General features: G+C 54.1%; 13 protein-coding genes. 4 read left to right on the forward strand and 9 right to left on the reverse strand.

Annotation, left to right across the window (positions count from 1 at the left end):
* Window positions 1–44: 44 nt before the first annotated feature.
* From LDL70_RS11725 to LDL70_RS11765, 9 genes are all read right to left on the reverse strand, one after another.
* Window positions 45–1,469, reverse strand: a complete 1,425-nt coding sequence (locus tag LDL70_RS11725; RefSeq protein ID WP_121993013.1) for a M20 family metallopeptidase — start codon at window positions 1,467–1,469, stop codon at window positions 45–47.
* Between the two features lie 79 nt (window positions 1,470–1,548).
* Complete coding sequence (locus LDL70_RS11730; RefSeq protein WP_225685127.1) at window positions 1,549–3,369, reverse strand: S9 family peptidase; 1,821 nt, start codon at window positions 3,367–3,369, stop codon at window positions 1,549–1,551.
* A 26-nt stretch (window positions 3,370–3,395) separates the two neighbouring features.
* Window positions 3,396–4,349, reverse strand: a complete 954-nt coding sequence (pip, locus tag LDL70_RS11735; RefSeq protein WP_151160085.1) for a prolyl aminopeptidase — start codon at window positions 4,347–4,349, stop codon at window positions 3,396–3,398.
* Window positions 4,350–4,662: 313 nt separating this feature from the next.
* Complete coding sequence (locus tag LDL70_RS11740; protein ID WP_225685128.1) at window positions 4,663–6,315, reverse strand: OFA family MFS transporter; 1,653 nt, start codon at window positions 6,313–6,315, stop codon at window positions 4,663–4,665.
* Between the two features lie 136 nt (window positions 6,316–6,451).
* Window positions 6,452–6,682 carry a formate dehydrogenase subunit delta gene (locus tag LDL70_RS11745; RefSeq protein ID WP_022712526.1) on the reverse strand — a complete coding sequence of 77 codons (231 nt, stop codon included), beginning with the start codon at window positions 6,680–6,682 and terminating at the stop codon, window positions 6,452–6,454.
* Window positions 6,683–6,685: 3 nt separating this feature from the next.
* Entirely contained in the window at window positions 6,686–9,571 is a 2,886-nt protein-coding gene (fdhF, locus tag LDL70_RS11750) for a formate dehydrogenase subunit alpha (protein WP_225685129.1), read from the reverse strand.
* 12 nt (window positions 9,572–9,583) lie between these two features.
* Entirely contained in the window at window positions 9,584–11,152 is a 1,569-nt protein-coding gene (locus tag LDL70_RS11755; protein ID WP_225685130.1) for an NADH-quinone oxidoreductase subunit NuoF, read from the reverse strand.
* Window positions 11,149–11,661: a formate dehydrogenase subunit gamma gene (locus LDL70_RS11760; RefSeq protein ID WP_221720002.1), complete on the reverse strand. Its 513-nt coding sequence runs from the start codon at window positions 11,659–11,661 to the stop codon at window positions 11,149–11,151. The genes LDL70_RS11755 and LDL70_RS11760 overlap by 4 nt, the downstream gene beginning before the upstream one ends.
* Window positions 11,662–11,771: 110 nt before the next feature.
* Window positions 11,772–12,671 (reverse strand): LysR family transcriptional regulator, encoded by a 900-nt coding sequence (locus tag LDL70_RS11765; protein ID WP_075657026.1) that lies wholly within the window; start codon window positions 12,669–12,671, stop codon window positions 11,772–11,774.
* A gap of 148 nt (window positions 12,672–12,819) precedes the next feature.
* On the opposite strand from LDL70_RS11765, the gene pbpC reads away from it, so the two are divergent.
* From pbpC to LDL70_RS11785, 4 genes are all read left to right on the forward strand, one after another.
* Window positions 12,820–14,892: a penicillin-binding protein 1C gene (gene pbpC / locus LDL70_RS11770; protein ID WP_225688531.1), complete on the forward strand. Its 2,073-nt coding sequence runs from the start codon at window positions 12,820–12,822 to the stop codon at window positions 14,890–14,892.
* Window positions 14,893–15,243: 351 nt separating this feature from the next.
* Entirely contained in the window at window positions 15,244–16,095 is an 852-nt protein-coding gene (locus LDL70_RS11775; protein ID WP_116088857.1) for a MetQ/NlpA family ABC transporter substrate-binding protein, read from the forward strand.
* A gap of 258 nt (window positions 16,096–16,353) precedes the next feature.
* Window positions 16,354–17,451 carry a methionine ABC transporter ATP-binding protein gene (locus LDL70_RS11780; RefSeq protein ID WP_225688533.1) on the forward strand — a complete coding sequence of 366 codons (1,098 nt, stop codon included), beginning with the start codon at window positions 16,354–16,356 and terminating at the stop codon, window positions 17,449–17,451.
* Window positions 17,432–18,097, forward strand: coding sequence for a methionine ABC transporter permease (locus LDL70_RS11785; RefSeq protein WP_028234010.1), 666 nt, complete (start codon window positions 17,432–17,434; stop codon window positions 18,095–18,097). Before LDL70_RS11780 ends, LDL70_RS11785 begins: the two co-directional genes overlap by 20 nt.
* Window positions 18,098–18,262: the final 165 nt, after the last annotated feature.

Here is an 18,262-nt window from a genome sequence, read left to right on the forward strand (position 1 = left end):
ATGGCGGCAATGTACCGCCATGCCAATTCATTTATTCCGCCACCTTACTCGGCAGGGCGCGGCTGCAGTGGCGGGTTCACCTCCGGCGGGATCGGGCAGGTATAAGGTGTTTTCGCCATACGTGCCTGATGATCGGCCTTGGCAGCATTGAGAATGCTCTCATCCTGCATCACATCCAGCGCGGTTCCGGCCATAACTTTAGCCGCATAGACCATGCCTTTATGCGCAGCAGGCATTTTGCCCTGCGCAGTGATCTGCCATGAGTGACCAGGTGAGCCGATCGCATGGGTGGCAACGCGTGCCTGCACGGTCGGCACTGCCCAGCTGACATCGCCAAGATCGGTAGAACCGATCATCGGCGCGCCGGTCTGTTCGCGCGGCAGCACATAATCACAAAGCGGTGCATTTTCAGCGAAAGGCTGACCAACGCGCAGGTAATCGGTTTCGATATCTTCTGCAGACAAAGTTGTCTGAATTTTTGCAGCAAAAGCACGGTCAGCATCATCAAACGGCACGCCGCCGAGACGCTCCATATTGGAATGCATAGCGATTTCCAGCGGCGTATTACCGAGCAAGTTAGACACCGCACTCATTATCGAAATATCGACTGTGGTTTCAGTCATCATTGCAGCGCCCTGCGCCACTTTTTTCACGCGTTCATTGAGCGAGAACATGCCCGGCAGATCGGTTGCGCGGATCGCATAGCGCACTTTAGCTTTGGCCTGCACCACATTCGGCGCAATACCACCGGCATTGAGATAGGCATAATGCAGACGGCAATCAGCCGGAATATGCTCGCGCAGATAATTGCAGCCAACGCTCATCAGCTCAACCGCATCGAGAGCAGAACGGCCGAGATGCGGTGCAGCAGCGGCGTGTGATGCACGGCCGGTAAATTCAAAATCCATACGGGTGTTGGCCAGCGACTGGGCATCATCCACTTGCGTGAACGAAGCCGGATGCCATGAAATAGCAATATCCACATCGTCAAAAGCACCGGCGCGCACCATGAACGCTTTGGCAGCACCGCCCTCTTCCGCCGGACAACCATAATAACGCACACGGCCTTTTTTACCGTTCTGTTCCAGCCAGTCTTTCACAGCCGTTGCTGCGAGAAGCGCTGCGGAACCCAGCATATTATGACCGCAGCCATGACCATGGCCTGTGCCCGGAATCGGACGAGGTTCGGCAATACCGGCCTCCTGTGACAGACCCGGCAATGCATCATATTCACCGAGGATCGCGATAACAGGCCCGCCTTCACCGGCTTCACCGATTACAGCAGTCGGAATACCGGCCACATTTTCCGTAATCTTAAAGCCCTGATCGCGCAGCATCTGAGTATGCTCGGCGCAGGATTTATATTCCGTATAGGCAATTTCCGGCATACCCCAGACGCGGTCGCTGAGCTCTTCGAACTCACGCTTTTTCGCATCAACCAGATCCCAGATCACCTCACCATTCTTCATGGTGTTCCTCCCGATTATCATGTCATTTGAATACAGTTTCAGGAGCGAGCCTCCACCCGCGCCTGAAACCGTGTTGTCTTTACAGGTTTTCGTCGATGAAGCGTCCCAGCGCGTCAAACACTGTGTGGCGGTTTTCAATCCGTGCAAAACCATGGCCTTCATGGGGAATGCGCAGAATTTCCACCGGCTTGCCCAAGCCACGCAGGCAGGAATAAACCATCTCGCTCTCGCAAGGCGTTACGCGCGGATCTTCCAACCCGTGCACCACCATCAGCGGTGCCTGTACTGCTGCCATTTTATGAATTGGCGAGAAGCGCTCAAGCGCATCTTTCATCGTCGCCACATCACCATATTCCACTTCGCGCAGAACTTTGCGCCACGGGCCGGTGGTCTCCATCAAAGTCAGGAAATTGGCGATGCCGTAATATTCCACGCCGAGTTTCCACAAATCCGGATACTCAGTGAGTGCAGCCAGCACCATGAAACCGCCATAGGAACGGCCAAACACGCCGATACGGCTGTCATCAACATCCGCACGATTGCCGACAGCCAGACGCACGGCTTTGAGATCAGCCACGCTGTCCATGCGCAATTCGCGGTCATCCAGATGCTGATAAGGACGGCCATAGCCGGTGCTGCCGCGAATATTCGGTGCAACCACCATGATGCCACGTGCCAGCATATATTGAATGTCAGCGCGGAAATCAGGCTTCCACTGGGCTTCAGGGCCACCATGGACAATGATCATCACCGGATAGCCGCTCGCAGGCGCAGCAACAGTTGGCTGATAGACGAAATAAGGAACATCCAATCCGTCAAAGCTCGCAACACTGGTTACAGTCGGCTCAATAAAGTCCGGCAGAGCGGTTTTTGCCTTTGGCGCATCGGTCAGACGACTATAGGTGCCTGTTGCCACTTCACAGCGCCAGATATCACCGGAGGTTGCCGCACCTTCCGCAGGCATCACCAGTGCCGCACCGTCCTGTGTCCATGCCACAGACGCAATCACACAAGGCATCGGGGTTGGCAGAGATTTCTGCACTTTGCCCTGACGATCAATGATAACAATCTCGCTCCAGCCCTGACGGTTCAGCACCAGCGCCACGCTCTGCTGATCCGGCGCAATGGCCAGAGCTTCAACGTCCTGCTTGTCAAAACCGGCAATTTCAACAAGTTCATTGCTGTCGTGGGCTTTGAACATCACACTGGAATAATCACGTCCCTGATCGGAAATCAGCAGAATACCGGAATCATCCTTGAGAAATTTCGCAGCCTGATAGGAAGCGCGTCCCTGATGCGGCAGCATATCTTCATAAGCACCGCTTGCCAGATCAAGGCGGCAGAAATTCTGATCCGTCATAGCGCGGGTACAGTCATTGACCAGCAGCGCTGCACCATCCGGCGTGAAAGCTGCCGGTGTGCGCCAGCCGGTGCCCTGATAGACACATTTGGCTTCACCTGTTGCGACCGTCATCACATAGAGATCCATGTGCGTGCGGTCACGGTAATTGGCGGAATAGGCAATCTGCGTGCCGTCCGGCGACCAGCAACCCCAGCCATGCACCACAGTTGCTTCAGTGGTCAGCTTACGCGGCTCGCCTTCAGCATTTTCAATCAGCCAAAACTGATGACGCTCATCACCACCCCAGTCGGTACTGATCAGCAGATCGCGGCTTTTCGGGTTAAAAGACAGTGTGCCGACAGGTTCCGGCAGATTGGTCAGCTGCTTCGCTTCACCACCGGCCAGCGGCTTGATCCAGACCTGTGCGGTGCCGCTTGCATCACTCAAAAATGCCAGCAATTCGCCATCCGGTGAGATGGCCGGTTTTACGGCTTTGCGGATCTCCGTATAGGAGGACATTGCAACGGCGGAAGGATCGGATTTCAGTGTATCAAACATGAAGCTGCCCGTTATTTTAAAAGAAGTTATGCGTGAACCGGTGCTTTGACGGCCTTAGCCAGACGCTCGGAAGCATCGGCAAGAGCGCCAGCCATAGGGCCGGTTGTAGACTGGTGATTAGACAGAGTAACAATGGTGAAATTGGCTTCCGGCCATGCGGTTTTCAGCTTCCACGCTGTCACCATCGGGGTCACCGTATCATAACGCCCCTGCACAATTTCTGCAGGCAGATGGCGGATACGGTCGAGATTATCCAGCAATGCATTGGCAGGCATGAAGGCACCGTTCATGCAATAATGCGTGAAAATACGAGAAACAGCTAAAGCCGCATCACTCTGCAACAATGTCGAGACATGCTCGGCGCTTGGTTCCAAAGTCTGAGTGCGCGCAGAGAAACCGCGCAGGCTCTGCGCCGCAGCATGTTCCACCACCGGATCACCGCAGGTCAGACGCTTGTAATAGGCGCTCAAGAGATCGCCGCGTTCATCCTCCGGCACAAATTCTGCAAATTCCTGCCAGTAGTCAGGAAAAATCGTTCGTGAGCCGTGGAACCACCAGTCGCTGTCTTCGCGATCACCAAGGAAAATCCCGTGAATGCGGAAGCCAAGGCAGCGTTCAGGATGTGCCTGCCCATAGGCCAGTGACAGGCAAGAGCCCCACGAACCGCCGGCAACCAGCCAGCGCTCAATGCCAAAATGCTCGCGAATGCGTTCAATATCTTCAATCAGATGCTGCGTGGTATTTTCGCGCAATTCTGCAACAGGGGTCGATTGTCCGGCACCGCGCTGATCAAGTGTAATCACGCGATAGGTATCGAGATCAAAGCTGGCAATCTGCTTGGCCGATACACCGGCGCCCGGCCCGCCATGCAAAAATATCGCCGGAATGCCATCCGGATTGCCGTAATCATAAACCGCAATTTCATGAATATCGCTGACTTTCAGACGAAAGCTGTCACGCGCCTGACGCAATTCTGCCACGGCCCATCCTCCTGCTGCTGTTTATTGAAACAGCACTCCGTTCACCACTCTTGCGTCTGAATTGATTTGCCTCTTTGCGGCATTTATTTTTTAATTTCAGACGTGAAATTTATAGGCAGTGAACAGCTTTCAAGGCCAATGCAATTTCCGACTACCTATACCAAAACGGAATAGTTTTGTTCAACATTGCATAAAAATCCTCAAAACCACTCTTTTCGATAGCTATTCATTCGAAGAAAGCTATTGAAATTTATGGGGAAATAAAAACTCCGGCATTGCTGCCGGAGTTCTCAATCAACCTGAAGTCTCAGATTTAGCGGAACAGGATCAGAGATTTCTCAAAAGTTGTCCACACACCCCAGAGTATCGGGATACCCACAGCAGCCCATGCAAGAGCAGCTTTGGCATCCAGCCCGCCTGTGCCGATGCCGTAGGAACCGCTCGGCCCTGTCGCTTCCGCTTTTGTGGCTGCTTGCAGTTTGGCAACTTCCGCATCCGACATGAACCATTTATCGCCCAGCGGTCTGATGAAGAAATTTGCAATCAGACCAAGCGCCAGCATACCGGCCAGAATATACATCGTATAATCATAGACCTGCGCACGCGGCACACCGGCAGCAATCTGGAACTCACGAATATAATTCACCACGACCGGCCCGACGATACCCGCCGTTGCCCATGCAGTCAGCAAACGTCCGTGGATTGCACCCACAAATTGCGTGCCGAAAATATCCGCCAGATAGGCAGGCACAGTCGCAAAACCACCGCCATACATCGACAGGATGATACAGACCATCACCACAAACAGCGTGACCGAGCCCATATGCGCGGCTGTCGGCAGCAATGTATAAAGTGCAATGCCAAGTGCGAAGAATGTAAAGTAAGTGGCTTTACGACCAAGACGGTCAGACAGGGAAGCCCAGAAAAAACGGCCACCAATATTAAACAGCGAGATCAGACCGGTAAAACCGGCTGCAATTGCAGCAATTGCAGCTTTCTGCTCTGTGCTCAATTCAGTAAATGTCAGCCCTGCCTCACCGATCAGTTTGCCGCCGAAAATCTCCTGCAACATTGGTGAAGCCATGCCGATCACACCAATACCGGCAGACACATTCAGGCACAGCACTGCCCAGATCAGCCAGAATTGCGGGGTCTTATGCGCATCACGCAAATGGACGTGACGAGTGGTGATCATAGCCTTTTTGGTCTGCGGTGCGACCCAGCCTTCCGGCTTCCAGCCCGCAGGCGGAATACGGTAGCCAAAGGCACCGCCCATCATGAATACGAAATAGCCTGCTGCCATCACCAAAAATGTCTGCCAGACACCAATGGAATCCGGTGTTTTGAAATGTTCCATCAGCAGATCAGCCAGCGGTGCACCAATCATAGCACCACCGCCAAAACCCATAATCGCCATACCGGTCGCCATGCCGCGACGATCAGGGAACCATTTAATCAGCGTGGAAACCGGTGAAATATAACCAAGGCCAAGGCCGATACCGCCGATAAAACCGGCACCAACCCACATCAGCCAGAGCTGGTGGGTCATCACGCCGGAAGCGGCAATCACCATACCGCCGCACCAGCACAGCGCGGAAACAAAACCGGCTTTGCGCGGGCCAACCCGCTCCAGCCAGCCGCCCCAGATCGCAGCGGAACAGCCGAGCAGAACAAAGAACAGCGTATAAATCCAGCCGAGATCAGCCACGCGCCAGTCGCAACTGGTGGTAAACAAGGCAGTTAAAAGGCTCATATCCGCACAGGCAGCGGCGGTTTCACCACCCAAAGCACGGCTCAGCGGCAGCCAGAACACGCTGAAACCATAGGCCATACCGATACACAGATGGATTGCCAAAGCAGCCGGCGGCACCAGCCAGCGGTTAAATCCGGGTTTGGCGATAATCCGCTCGCGGTCGAGAATCCCCGGCCCGCTCAAACCTCCCAGGGTTTGATCTGTTGCACTCATGTCAAAATCCTCCCTTCTGCGAACGCGCCGCAGCCTGCCCATCTCCCGTGAGCATCCCTTAATTGTCAGAATGAAATTATTTAAATGCTGAATCATTTCAGCCGGATACTGGACTGTATCCGGCTGAAATTGCGTATTATGAGACCGGACGTTTAATCAGTGGCGCGGCCTCAAGCACCAGAGGATGCAGCCCCTCTCCGCCTGCATCAATCAGATTAAATAATTGCGTACGCATACGTGGTTCCCAGAACATATTGATATGTTTGGCGACACCCGCCGCCTGATCGATCTGCGTCTGCGAACTGAAAAATGTAGCAATCTGTGATGCCATCATCGGAATACGGCTGTGATAAGTATGTTCACTCATAGCTTAGCTCACCGTATCCAAAGCTGTTTCAATATGGCGGCTGGCATCGGAATGTTCACGATATTCCTGCTGCCATTGTGTCGGGCCGTTGGATGCGCTGATCTGCACCGCAGTTACCTTATATTCCGGACAGTTGGTCGCCCAGTCCGAGAAATCCGTGGTCACCACATTGGCCTGTGTGGTCGGATGGTGGAAGGTCGTGTAGACTACACCCGGTGTCACACGGTCTGTGACCAGCGCCCGCAAAGTGGTTTCACCGGAACGGCTGGCAATTTTCACCCAGTCACCATCGCGCAAACCACGTACTTCCGCATCATGCGGATGGATTTCCAGACGGTCTTCCGCATGCCATGCCACATTTTCGGTACGGCGGGTCTGTGCACCCACATTATATTGCGAGAGAATACGCCCTGTGGTGAGCAGCAGCGGGAAACGCGGGCCCGAGCGCTCATCGGTTGCCACATATTCCGTGCGCATGAATTTGCCTTTGCCGCGCACGAAATGGTCAATATGCATCACCGGAGTACCGAGCGGTGCTTTAGCATTACATGGCCACTGCACCGAACCTTCACGTTCCAGCAATTCATAGGACACATTGGCAAATGTCGGCGTGGTCATGGCAATTTCGTCCATGATCTGCGACGGATGCGTATAGTTCCAGTTCAGTCCCATTGCACGGGCAAGGTTTTGCGTCACTTCCCAGTCAGCATAGCCGTTGGTTGGTGTCATCACCTTGCGCACACGGTTGATACGGCGTTCCGCATTGGTGAATGTGCCGTCCTTTTCAAGGAAGGTCGAACCCGGCAGGAAAACATGGGCGAAATTGGCGGTCTCATTGAGGAACAGATCCTGCACCACCACACATTCCATAGCCTCCAGTCCGGCGGCCACATGGCGGGTATCCGGATCGGACTGAAGAATGTCCTCACCCTGAATATAGATGCCCTTGAAAGTGCCTTCCACCGCCGCATCCAGCATATTCGGAATACGCAGACCCGGCTCATCCTGCAGGATCACGCCCCAGATATTTTCATAAATCTCACGGGTTGCAGGATCAGAGATATGACGATAGCCCGGCAATTCATGCGGGAATGAGCCCATATCGCAAGAGCCCTGCACATTGTTCTGACCGCGCAGCGGGTTCACACCCACGCCTTTGCGGCCGATATTACCGGTGACCATCGCAAGATTGGCAATCGCCATCACAGTAGTGGAACCCTGACTATGCTCGGTTACACCAAGACCATAATAGATTGCACCATTGCCGCCGGTCGCAAACAGACGGGCTGCGCCGCGCACTTCTTGCGCCGGAACACCGGTCAGCAGCTCCACAGCCTCTGGGCTGTATTGCGGCTGGGAAACAAATTCCACCCAATCGCGGAACTCTTCATTCTCGCAACGCTCGCGGATGAAGGCATCATCCTGCAGACCTTCCGTTACAATCACATGCGCCAGCGCCGTCATGATCGCCACATTGGTACCCGGACGCAGTGCCAGATGATATGCCGCCTCAATATGCGGCGAACGCACCAGATCAATACGACGCGGATCAATCACGATCAGCTTGGCACCTTGGCGCAAACGCTTACGCAAACGCGAGCCAAATACCGGATGGCCGTCGGTCGGGTTGGCACCGATCACCATCACCACATCAGTATGTTCAACACTGTCAAAATCCTGCGTCCCCGCAGAGGTACCAAAAGTCTGGTTCAGACCATAGCCGGTCGGCGAGTGACAAACACGCGCACAGGTATCGACATTGTTATTACCGAAACCGGCACGGATCAGTTTCTGCACAAGAAAGGTTTCTTCATTGGTGCAGCGTGACGAGGTAATACCCCCGATGGAATTGCGTCCGTACTGGGTCTGCAAGCGTTTAAACTCGCTGGCCACACGGCCATAGGCTTCTTCCCATGACACTTCGCGCCAAGGATCGGTGATCTTTTCACGGATCATCGGTTTGAGAATACGGTCTTTGTGATGGGCGTAACCGTAAGCAAAGCGGCCTTTAACACAGGAATGGCCGCGATTGGCCTTACCGTCTTTATACGGCACCATACGCACCAGTTCTTCGCCGCGCATTTCCGCTTTAAAGGAGCAACCGACACCGCAATAAGCACAGGTCGTGACTTTGGAATGTTCCGGCTGACCGATTTCGATCACCGATTTTTCTGTCAGCGTTGCCGTCGGACAAGCCTGTACACAGGCACCGCAAGACACACATTCCGAGCCTAAGAAGCTCTCATGCATGCCCGGTGAAACGCGGGAGTTGAAACCACGCCCCTCAATGGTCAGCGCGAAAGTTCCCTGCACTTCCTCACAGGCACGCACGCAGCGTGAGCAGACAATACATTTGGACGGATCATAGGTGAAATACGGATTGCTCTCGTCTTTCGGCATCCATTTTGCATTCAGCGCACCGTCATTGCGGCCTTGTTTGAAAACATGGTTCGCGCCGTCCTGACCGTAGCGCACATCACGCAAGCCCACAGCACCGGCCATATCCTGCAATTCGCAATCGCCATTGGCAGCGCAGGTCAGACAGTCCAGCGGATGATCGGAGATATAAAGCTCCATCACGCCTTTGCGCAAAGATTTCAGACGGCCGGTCTGGGTATGAACCACCTGCCCTTCCATCACCGGCGTGGTACAGGAAGACGGCGTGCCGTTACGGCCTTCAATTTCTACGAGGCACAGACGGCAGGAACCAAACGCATCCACCATATCGGTGGCGCAAAGCTTCGGAATGGCAATGCCGGCTTCCATCGAAGCCCGCATGATCGAGGTGCCTTCCGGCACAGTCACCTGATTACCGTCGATGGTCAGGGTCACCATTTTTTCCGAGCGTGAAACAGGTGTGCCGTAATCGATTTCTTTAATTAAGCTCATCTTCTGTCACTCCTATTCCGCTGCCTGCACGAAAGTCTGGCTTTCAGGGCGCGGGCGAAAATCCTCTTCAAAATGCGTCAGGGCACTCATCACCGGATAAGGGGCAAAGCCGCCAAGCGCACAAAGGGAGCCGAATTTCATTGTCTGGCAAAGATCTGTCAGAATTTCGATCTGCGTATCGGGTTCTGAACCGGCTGCAATTCTGTCGATCACTTCAACACCGCGTGTCGAGCCGATGCGGCATGGGGTGCATTTCCCGCAGGATTCAATGGCACAGAATTCCATCGCAAACCGCGCCTGTTTCAGCATATCTGCCCGATCATCAAAGACCACCAGACCGGCATGACCGATCAGCCCGTCTTTGGCAGCAAAGGCTTCATAATCAAACGGTGTATCGAACAATGCACGCGGGAAGTAAGCACCCAGCGGTCCGCCGACCTGAACCGCCTTAACCGGACGACCACTTGCGGTACCGCCGCCGATCTCATCGACAATCTCGCCCAGTGTCAGGCCGAAAGCGGTTTCAAACAGCCCGCCATATTTAACATTACCGGCAATCTGCAACGGAATTGTACCACGGGAGCGTCCCATACCAAAATCACGGTAATAGGCAGAACCCTTGTCCATAATCACCGGAACGGAGGCCAGTGAGATCACATTATTGATGACTGTCGGTTTGCCGAACAGGCCTTTATGGGCAGGCAATGGCGGCTTGGCACGTACCAGTCCGCGCTTACCTTCAAGGCTTTCCAGCAGAGCGGTTTCTTCACCGCAGACATAAGCACCGGCACCGGTGCGCACTTCCATATCAAAGGCGAAACGCGAGCCCATCACTGATGCGCCGAGCACACCGGCTTTGCGGGCAATCTCGACGGCCTTTTCCATCATCGCAATCGCATGCGGATATTCGGAACGCGTATAGAGATAGCCTTTGGTCGCACCCACTGCGATACCGGCAATCGCCATACCCTCAATGAGAACGAAAGGATCACCTTCCATAATCATACGGTCGGCAAAAGTACCGCTGTCACCCTCGTCAGCATTGCAGACAATATATTTACGCGCACCTTGCGCATCGTGAACGGTTTTCCACTTGATACCGGTCGGGAAACCGGCACCGCCACGGCCGCGCAAGCCGGAATCCGTGACCTGCGCCACAATATCCGCAGGCTGCATGGCAATCGCGTTTTGCAGCCCCTTAAGCCCGTCATGAGCGCGATAATCATCCAGCGACAAAGGATCGGTCAACCCGCAACGGGCGAAAGTCAGACGGGTTTGTTTTTTGAGAAACGGGATTTCTTCGGTCAGTCCCAGCGACAGTGGGTGGTCTTTGCCCTCAAGCAAACCGCTGTCAAAGAGGGAAGCCACATCGGATACATCCACAGGACCATAGGCCATACGGCCTTTATCGGTCGCCACTTCCACCAGCGGTTCCAGCCAGACCATACCACGGGAACCGTTGCGCACCAGTTTGATATCCAGACCGCGCTTGACAGCTTCACCGGCAATGGCATACGCCACTTCATCGGCACCAAGCGCCAAAGCGGCAGCATCACATGGCACATAAATTGTTACACTCATGCCCGTGCCTCCGCGATCATTCGTTCTGCCTTGCCTTCATTCAGGCGACCGATCAGCCGGTCATCCACTTGCGCCGCAGGCGCACAGGCACACAGACCAAGACAATAAACCGCCTCAAGCGTGATTTTACCGTCGCCGGTTGTTTCACCCCAGCCGATACCGAGCAATTTCTGCACGGCCTCCGCCACACGGTCGCCGTCCATAGACTGGCAAGCCTCAGCGCGGCACAGCCGGATCACATGGCGACCGGTCGGCGATGCGCGAAAATCGTGATAAAAAGTCATAACGCCGTGCACTTCTGCGCGCGACAGGTTCAGTGCCTCGGCAATCAGTGTCAGTGTTTCCGCCGGTACATAGCCGAATTCTTCCTGTATGGCGTGCAAGACAGGAAGCAGCGGGCCCTCAATGGCTTTATACTCATTGATAACATCTATCGTGCGCCCGGCGACATCAGACTTTTGAGATGACGTGCCTGCGCTTCTGGTAAAAACTGAATCCGAGCCTGACATTGACGTCAAAGCCTCCCGCAAATTTATATTTCTGTTCCCTATCTTAGAACAGATCAAAACTGCGCCCCTGATTCAATAGGGCAAAACCGTCAGTCAATAGAAAAAATCTATCAAGTGAGCGGCATCATAATGCGCGACAATGCTCTTGCTTCATGCAGCAAAGCCGCAATCAGCGGCGTGTGCGGTTCACGCTGCGCGGCAATCAGCCCGACACTATGGCTGGCCTGCGGCTCAACAATCGGAATAGAGCGGATCGGCTCGCTAAAGCCCAGAATCTGGGAAAGATTGAGCGGCATAATGCTCGCCCATTTGCCGGTACGGATGTGAGAAAACAGCACAATCATGGAATTGGATTCCAGCGTCGGCTGCACGGTTACTCCCGCCTGCGCCAGATGCTGATTGATAATCCGGCGGTTCTGCATATCGCTTGTCAGCAGACAGAGCGGTAAACTGCCGACTTCCGCCCATGTGACATTTTCACGCTCCGAAAACCGGCTGCCGACCGAGGTAATCAGCTGATAGCTCTCGCGATAAATCGGCACCGCTGTCACTTTTCCCAGCGGTTCATTGTCCAGATAGCTGATTCCGGCATCAATATCGAAATTGTCCAGCGCCGCCAGCACTTCAACAGAGGTGCGGGAAATGATCGTAAAAGTCACATCGGGATGCTTCTCGCGGAACGGTGTTGTCAATTGCGAGACCATAGCCAGCGCGGTGGGAATTGCCGCTATCCGGATATGACCGCCAAGGCCGAAACGCGCTGCCCGCATCTCTTCTTTCATCGTCCGTGCATCACCGACAATGCGCCTTGCCCATTCCAGCACACGCTGCCCTTCCGGTGTCAGCCCCTGAAAGCGCGACCCGCGCTGCACCAGCATCACCCCCAGCATATCTTCAAGCTGGCGGATACCGGCGGACAATGTCGGCTGGGTAATGCCGCAATCTTCTGCCGCTTTGCCGAAGTGTTTTTCCCGCGCAAGCGCAATGAAATATTCCAGCTTGTCGATCATGGTGTTCCCCGTTATTTTCTGCCCTGTTATATGCAATAATATAAGAGCGGTACAATCAACCGCTCAGAATTATGCCTGCGGATACAGGCGGAGACAGCTTTTGGCCGAGACCCAGCCCCTTAAAAAACCGCGCCTGCATAAGAAGCTCATGGTCTTGAGCGGTACTGCAATCGCTCTGGCTGTGACATGGGCCAGTCTGGAAATTCTCGACAAGGCTTTTCCGCCACCGCTGGAAGTGGTCAGCCAGACATCCAAAGAAGTGATGGATCGCGACGGTAATCTGCTGCGTGCCTTTGCTATTCCTTCCGGTCACTGGCGGCTCGCGACCACCCATAAAGATGTCGATCCGCAATTTATTGACATGCTGATTGCCTATGAGGATCAGCGTTTTCGCGACCATGGCGGTATTGATCCGCGTGCCATAGGGCGTGCAGCCATACAGCTTGCCAGCCACGGGCGCATTATCTCCGGCGGCTCCACTCTGTCGATGCAGGTTGCGCGCCTGATTGAACCGCGCACGGAGCGTTCCTTTATTGCCAAATTTCGCCAGATGCTGCGCGCCGTGCAAATCGAGCGCCGCCTGTCGAAAGAAGAAATCCTTGATGCTTATCTGACGCTTGCGCCTTTTGGCGGCAATCTTGAAGGCATCCGTGCTGCGAGCCTTGCCTATTTCGGCAAGGAACCACGCAGGCTCACAACCTCGGAAGCCGCTTTGCTGATTGCTCTGCCGCAATTGCCCGAACGCCGTCGTCCCGACCGTTACCCTGATAATGCGCGTGCCGCCCGTGACCGTGTGCTGAACCGCTTGGCGGTAGTGTCGCTGATCGGCAATGACGAGGCCGACCGCGCCGCACATCTGGCCATACCAAAACGCCGCTTGGCCATGCCTGCCCTTGCCCCGCATGTCAGTGAAACCGCGCTGCGCAAAGATAGCCAAGCCAATGTGCATCATGTGACGCTCAAGCGCTCGGTGCAGCAAGCGCTGGAAACCGTGGCAATGGATTCCGCCAAGCGCCTCGGCCCTAAAATCTCCGTCGCCATGGTCATGGCCGATGCTGTGACCGGTGAGATTATCGGTGAAGTCGGTTCCTCGGATTATTTCGACTCCAGCCGCTCAGGCTGGATTGATATGACCAATGTGCAGCGTTCCCCCGGCTCCGCGCTGAAACCCTTCATCTTCGGGCTGGCTTTTGAAGACGGTCTGGTGATGCAGGAAACCATTATTGAAGACCGGCCGACCAATTTTTCCGGCTATCGTCCGCGAAACTTCGATATGAGCTATCAGGGCGATGTGACGGTACGTGAGGCGCTGCAACTCTCGCTCAATGTGCCGTCCGTGCGCCTGCTCGACAGTGTCGGTGCCACACGCCTCATGGTGCGGATGCGCCGCGCCGACATTAAAACCACATTGCCACCGGGGGAAACACCGGGTCTGGCTATTGGTCTTGGCGGGCTTGGCATCAGCCTTAAAGATCTGGTGCAGCTTTACACCGGCCTTTCCAATCGCGGCAAAACCGCCGTTATTTCCAATGGCGTGGATGACCGGATAAAAGATGACAAGAGCGCAACCTCCGGTGAGCCGCTGCTGCAACCCGCAGCCGCATGGCAGGTGGCTGATGTACTTGCGGGTGTTAAACCGCCGCTGGGGTCACTCCAGCGCGGCCTCGCCTATAAAACCGGCACCAGCTACGGCTATCGTGATGCATGGTCAGTTGGCTTTGATGGCCGCTATGTGCTGGGTGTCTGGGTTGGTCGTGCCGATAATGGCGCCGTGCCGGGTTTGAGCGGTTATGGCTCCGCCGCACCGATCCTGTTTGAAGCCTTTTCCAAATCCGGTGTCGGCTTTACCCCGCTTGCAGCCCCACCGGTCGGTACAATGCGGCTGCGCCAATCCGAGCTGCCGGTATCGTTGCGGCGCTTTACACCCTATCTTAGTCCCCTAGTCAGTGCGTCCGTGCGGGAATCCGCACCGCAAATCCTGTTTCCGCCGGAAGGTGCGCGGGTTGAGCTGACCAACCAGCCTGACGGCACCACCGCACCGCTGGCATTGAAAATGCAGGGCGGCCGTGCACCGTTCATCTGGCTGGCCAATGGCAAGCCGCTGGATAAAGCCTCCCGCAAGCGCTCCGGCCTCTGGCAGCCGGATGGTGCAGGCTATTCCACACTGACCGTGATTGACGCGGTTGGCCGTGCCGCCAGCGTACGCGTCTTCATCGATTAAAACTAAGCCATATCCGCATATCACGCCCGTAATGCACTTCGCATTGCGGGCGTTTTTATGTGATGAATTTCGATTCCGCACAGCTGCAACTTATTACCAAACGCACAATGCTAAATATAAACATATATTTATCTGCGATAGTTTTATTCGTGATTTAGCAAAATTACGCAAAAATATTCTAATAAAACTTAATTCGTAGACGAAACTTCCTTGTTATCGCGTACCATTCTGTGAAGAATATACTCACACAATCCGCCTGCCTCCGTTTGAGAGAAAACAGGTATGAGATTTGTGAGGCAAAACCGTTAAGCGAGACACCGCTTAATGACCAAAATTATAAGGAAAACAGCAATGTCGTTGTCAGATATCGCCCGCGTCAAAACCTTAATTTCGCGCCGCACCGGCATGAAAATGATGCTGCTTTCCGCTGTTGCCATGAGCGTTGCATTTGCTGCACCTCTGTCGGTTCAGGCACAGGATACAACCATTAAAGTCGGCATCATGGGTGGTGAAGACGAAGATGTGTGGAAAGTTGTTGCTGAACAGGCTGCAAAAGAAGGCCTCAAAATCGAAACCGTCATTTTCAACGATTACACCCAGCCGAATGAAGCGCTGGAGCGTAAAGAGATTAATGCCAATGCGTTTCAGCATGAGCCATATCTGAATGAGCAGATCAAACAGCACGGTTACAAAATCTCCGTTGCCGGTTACACTGCCCTCTGGCCAATTGGTATTTATTCCCGCAAAGTTGAAAAGCTGGAAGATCTGAAAGAAGGCGCAATCGTCGGCGTTCCGAATGATCCGACCAATGAAGGCCGTGCCCTGCGCGTTCTCGAAAGCAAAGGTCTGATCAAACTCAATCCGGATGCAGGCATTCTTGCAACTCCGATTGATATTGTTGAGAACCCGAAGAAGCTTGAAATCAAAGAACTGGATGCCGGTGTTGTCGGTCTTTCCATTGATGATCTCGATGCAGCCATCGTCAACAATAACTGGGCAGCCAAATCCGGTCTGGATCCTGTGAAGGATGCTATCGGCTGGGAAGCAAAGGAAAACAATCCTTACCGCAACTTCATTGCCATCCGCACTGAAGACAAGGATGCAGCATGGGTGAAACCGCTTGTTGCAGCTTTCCAGAACGAGCCGGTGAAAGCAGAACTCGACCGTGCGTATAAGAGCACAGGTATTCCTGCCTGGGAATAAGAGCTGTCAAACCAAGCTTAAACCGCGCATAGTAACGGTCCGGATTTATCCGGACCGTTTTGCACTCTGAGCATTGCCATTTTGCTCCGTTATTATTGCCTCAATTTAAAGAAAGAGCTCGAGGATTTTCATTTTAAATTAACTCTTTGAAAATGCTCTATCTACTTGTTTTTACGCGCATCTTTTCCGAAAACCGCTTCGCATTTTTCGGGATGCGCTCCAGAGGATAAAGTGAATACTTCAGTTCCAACAAAGAATATGCAGCAAAAGCTGCCTTCCGCATCCGGTCAGCCTCCCGTGACCGGTGACGAAGTTGTCAAACTTTCCAATATTAAACGTATGTTCGGCACTACACCTGCCGTGGATGATATTTCTCTCTCGGTTCAGCGCGGTGAAATTCTCGGTATTATCGGCCGCAGCGGCGCGGGCAAATCGACACTGATCCGCTGCCTCAATGGTCTGGAACGGCCGGATAGCGGCTCGGTCATTATTGAAGGTCAGGAAATCACCGGTCTCACTGAAAGCCAGTTGCAGCCGGTGCGCCGCCGTATCGGCATGATTTTCCAGCATTTCAATCTGATGTCGGCCAAAACCGTGGCGCAGAATATTGCCCTGCCGCTCAAAATTGCCGGCATTGCCAAGCCGGAACGCCAGAAAATCGTTGCTGAGCTGCTGGAACTGGTCGGCCTGTCAGAGCGTGCACAGCATTATCCGGCACAGCTTTCCGGTGGTCAGAAGCAGCGTGTCGGCATTGCCCGTGCACTTGCAGCCAAACCGAGCCTGCTTTTGTCGGATGAGGCAACCTCCGCGCTTGATCCGGAAACCACCCAGTCCATTCTGGCACTGCTGAAAGACATCAATCAGAAACTCGGCCTGACCATTCTGCTGATCACCCATGAAATGGATGTCATCCGCAAAATTGCAGACCGTGTGATTGTACTGGATCACGGGCATATTGCCGAAGAAGGTCCTGTCTGGGAAGTGTTTGCACGCCCGAAAGCCGATACGACCAAAAGCCTGCTGAAAATGCTGACCCCTGCCCTGCCTGAAAGCATTGCCGCACAGCTGACGCAGAACCCGCAATCAGCTTCAGAAGCGATTGTCCGTCTGCGCATCTCCGGTGAATCTGCACGCAGACCGCTGATCAATGATATTGCCGCCGCTTCCGGTCTCAATGCACGCCTCGTTCATGGCGGCATTGATACGATTCAGGGAGAACCGGTCGGCACATTATTCCTTGGCCTCCCCGCCCATGACCAGACAGCTTTGCAAAAGGCTGTGGGTTTTCTGAAGACAATTTGTGATGAAACGGAGGTTGCCGGATATGTTTCAGTTCCTGACACCCGCAATGCTTGATCTGCTCTGGCGCTCGTTAGGCGAAACTCTGATTATGACGGGTTTCTCCAGCTTCTTCACATTGCTCTTCGGCCTGCCGCTTGGTCTGCTGCTGATCCTGACAGACCGTAACGGCCTGCTTCAGAATATTCCGGTCAACCGCGTTATCGGCGCGATCGTCAATGCGTTCCGCTCGGTACCATTCATTATTCTGCTGGTTGCCCTCATCCCGTTCACACGCCTGATTATGGGCACTGCACTGGGCACATGGGCATCCATCGTGCCGCTGTCGATTGCCGCCATCCCTTATTATGCCCGTATGGCTGAAGTATCACTGCGTGAAGTTGACCACGGCCTGATTGAAGCTGCCCGCTCCATGGGTGCAAGCCGCTGGACGATCATTAAAGAAGTGCTGATACCGGAATCCATGCCGGGTTTGATCGCAGGCTTTACAGTTACCATCGTCACGCTGATCGGTGCATCCGCAATGGCCGGTGCGATTGGCGCAGGCGGCCTCGGCGACCTTGCTATCCGCTATGGCTATCAGCGTTTCAACTATCCGATCATGGCCGCTGTTGTTGCCGTTCTGATCGTGTTTGTCTGCCTGATCCAGTGGATCGGTGACAGGCTGGTACAAAAAGTCGATAAACGCGTTGTTAAACGCTAGAGCATTTCCAGCAAAAGTGCGCAGCGCCTTCGCAGGGAAATCAGTTCACTGGACTGATTTCCTTTCCTGCTTCGATGCGTAGGATAATGCGAGAAAATAAAATTTAGAGCGGCTCCGTTCTAAATAAAAAAGGCCGGTGAAAACCGGCCTTTTCTTTATCTCTTT

The sequence above is a fragment of the Pseudochrobactrum sp. XF203 genome (genome assembly GCF_020341615.1).
Taxonomy (GTDB): Bacteria; Pseudomonadota; Alphaproteobacteria; order Rhizobiales; family Rhizobiaceae; genus Pseudochrobactrum; species Pseudochrobactrum saccharolyticum.

Coding starts and splice junctions, on each gene's coding strand:
- LDL70_RS11775 (WP_116088857.1), top strand. CDS start 15,244: ATGTCGTTGTCAGATATCGCCCGCGTCAAAACCTTAATTTCGCGCCGC.
- LDL70_RS11765 (WP_075657026.1), bottom strand. CDS start 12,671: ATGATCGACAAGCTGGAATATTTCATTGCGCTTGCGCGGGAAAAACAC.
- fdhF (WP_225685129.1), bottom strand. CDS start 9,571: ATGAGCTTAATTAAAGAAATCGATTACGGCACACCTGTTTCACGCTCG.
- LDL70_RS11730 (WP_225685127.1), bottom strand. CDS start 3,369: ATGTTTGATACACTGAAATCCGATCCTTCCGCCGTTGCAATGTCCTCC.
- pbpC (WP_225688531.1), top strand. CDS start 12,820: ATGGTCTTGAGCGGTACTGCAATCGCTCTGGCTGTGACATGGGCCAGT.
- LDL70_RS11740 (WP_225685128.1), bottom strand. CDS start 6,315: ATGAGTGCAACAGATCAAACCCTGGGAGGTTTGAGCGGGCCGGGGATT.
- LDL70_RS11755 (WP_225685130.1), bottom strand. CDS start 11,152: ATGAGTGTAACAATTTATGTGCCATGTGATGCTGCCGCTTTGGCGCTT.
- LDL70_RS11780 (WP_225688533.1), top strand. CDS start 16,354: ATGCAGCAAAAGCTGCCTTCCGCATCCGGTCAGCCTCCCGTGACCGGT.
- LDL70_RS11745 (WP_022712526.1), bottom strand. CDS start 6,682: ATGAGTGAACATACTTATCACAGCCGTATTCCGATGATGGCATCACAG.
- LDL70_RS11725 (WP_121993013.1), bottom strand. CDS start 1,469: ATGAAGAATGGTGAGGTGATCTGGGATCTGGTTGATGCGAAAAAGCGT.
- LDL70_RS11760 (WP_221720002.1), bottom strand. CDS start 11,661: ATGTCAGGCTCGGATTCAGTTTTTACCAGAAGCGCAGGCACGTCATCT.